The sequence below is a fragment of the Microcystis sp. LE19-41.2A genome, from assembly GCF_027530405.1.
In the GTDB taxonomy this organism is placed as follows: Bacteria; Cyanobacteriota; Cyanobacteriia; order Cyanobacteriales; family Microcystaceae; genus Microcystis; species Microcystis aeruginosa.
Genome location: NZ_JAPZQJ010000561.1, coordinates 1 through 1552, shown reverse-complemented (window position 1 = coordinate 1552; position 1552 = coordinate 1). Strand labels below are relative to the sequence as shown.

The following is a 1552-nucleotide window of genomic DNA, read 5'->3' as shown; positions in this document are numbered from 1 at the left end:
AATTTTGCTAATAAACATAGCAAAATTATAGATGATTTCCTGACCTAAGATCACATTTTATTCTTTTTTCCACTTCAATCTAAGAATTGAGAAAAAAGCAAAAGCTTATATTATACCATAAAAAAATTATGCAAGAGGTCTATTGATACGCTGCGTCCTATCCTTGAGAGAGTTGGGATGCTAGCCAATGCTTCTGACAAAATCGAATTAGGGTTACTTCCATACAAACCAGCCTTTGGCATAGTGGTGATCGACCCTGATGAGCCGTATGGACGAATAATCGTTGAAATGTACCCACACCACTCTGATTCGTTTGCCCCTACTTTTGAGTTGCGACCCGATCGAGATCCTCACTGGTATAAACATTTTAGAGAGCAATTTGAGAACTTGTGGAATGGTTGTGGGCAAAGGCACTTTTCAGGAGTAGAGGTGCATAAATTAGTCGAAGAGGTGCGAAATGTTTCGAGCAACTAACCAAGCCGTATAATGTGGGATCTGAGGTGGACGATTGCTTCCTCAAATTCGTCTCATGTCAAAGTTTGATACAATTCATTCAGGATTGAGCCTTCTGCGAGGGATGGGGACTATGCGATCAATTGAGCAACTGACTGAGGAAATATTGTCGCTGCCTAGCGAATCAAGAGCATTCCTAGCAGACAAGTTGGTGGAAAGCTTGGAATTCGATACCGACTCAGCAATTCAGGCAGTTTGGGTAACTGAAGCCAAGCGCCGAAGAGATGAGGTGCGAGATGGTTCTATTCAACCAATTCCAGGCGAAGACGCTTTAGCCCAAGTCAGACGGCTGATTGAGCCATGAGGTACGTATTTCATCCTGAAGCCCTGAATGAATACGCTGAAGCAGTTCAATACTACACAGAGCAGAGAGTTGAGGTTGCTCAAGCGTTCATAAACGCGATCGAGGATACAGTTTATCGGATCAGGGAGTCTCCAACCCGTTACGCTGCAATTGATGAAGATGTTCGGCGGTGTATGGCGCGTAAGTTTCCTTACGGTGTTCTCTACACAATTGAGCAAGACTACATTCTGATTTTGGCAGTCATGCATTGCAGTCGTGAGCCTGGATACTGGAAAAATCGCAAGTAATTGAAGTTGCCATCTGCCTAACTTCACCGTTGGCCAGCATCCCAGAAGACTTTCAGTATCCAGAAGACATACTCGATTTTGTTGAAAGCGGGCCGGGTGGTAAGGAGATGATTTGACAGGGTGAGACTTCAGACGTTCGTTTTGTCGAACGTCTGAAGTCTCACGGCAACTGCGTGGTCGCAACCTTAAGCGTGATTATCGGGTAACGACTATTTCCTCGATAGAAAACCGACAGACACCCCGAAATGGAGATTACCGATGCCCAATCCCCAACCCGCTCCCGATAGGGGTTCACCTTTAAGAGAAAAGGATATGACCCCACCAGATAACAAACCCGTGATCTGACAGATGAGAAACCAATGTAACAGACGACGGCGTTCTCGATCGATCGCACCCTGTAGGATCAAGGTTAGGTCATCTGTTCTGGTTCCTTCTTGGTACGTTGGAT

The 1552-nt window shown here is 45.2% G+C and carries 4 protein-coding genes; 3 read left to right on the top strand and 1 reads right to left on the bottom strand.

Annotation, left to right across the window (positions count from 1 at the left end; translation table 11 throughout):
• Positions 1–177: 177 nt before the first annotated feature.
• The 3 genes from O9290_RS23605 (at position 178) to O9290_RS23595 (ending at position 1104) form a co-directional block, all read left to right on the top strand.
• The gene (locus O9290_RS23605) at positions 178–474 is read left to right on the top strand and encodes a hypothetical protein (protein WP_155120380.1); all 297 of its coding nucleotides are present in this window, start codon (positions 178–180) and stop codon (positions 472–474) included.
• Between the two features lie 112 nt (positions 475–586).
• A complete protein-coding gene (locus O9290_RS23600) occupies positions 587–817 on the top strand; it encodes an addiction module protein (RefSeq protein ID WP_002758583.1) in 231 nt (76 codons plus the stop codon).
• Positions 814–1104: a type II toxin-antitoxin system RelE/ParE family toxin gene (locus O9290_RS23595; RefSeq protein ID WP_002758582.1), complete on the top strand. Its 291-nt coding sequence runs from the start codon at positions 814–816 to the stop codon at positions 1102–1104. Before O9290_RS23600 ends, O9290_RS23595 begins: the two co-directional genes overlap by 4 nt.
• A gap of 209 nt (positions 1105–1313) precedes the next feature.
• Here the strand turns inward: O9290_RS23595 and O9290_RS23590 are convergent.
• Positions 1314–1552 (bottom strand): hypothetical protein (locus O9290_RS23590; protein WP_288087604.1); only part of this gene is annotated, 239 nt, incomplete at its 5' end.

Coding starts and splice junctions, on each gene's coding strand:
- O9290_RS23595 (WP_002758582.1), top strand. CDS start 814: ATGAGGTACGTATTTCATCCTGAAGCCCTGAATGAATACGCTGAAGCA.
- O9290_RS23605 (WP_155120380.1), top strand. CDS start 178: ATGCTAGCCAATGCTTCTGACAAAATCGAATTAGGGTTACTTCCATAC.
- O9290_RS23600 (WP_002758583.1), top strand. CDS start 587: ATGCGATCAATTGAGCAACTGACTGAGGAAATATTGTCGCTGCCTAGC.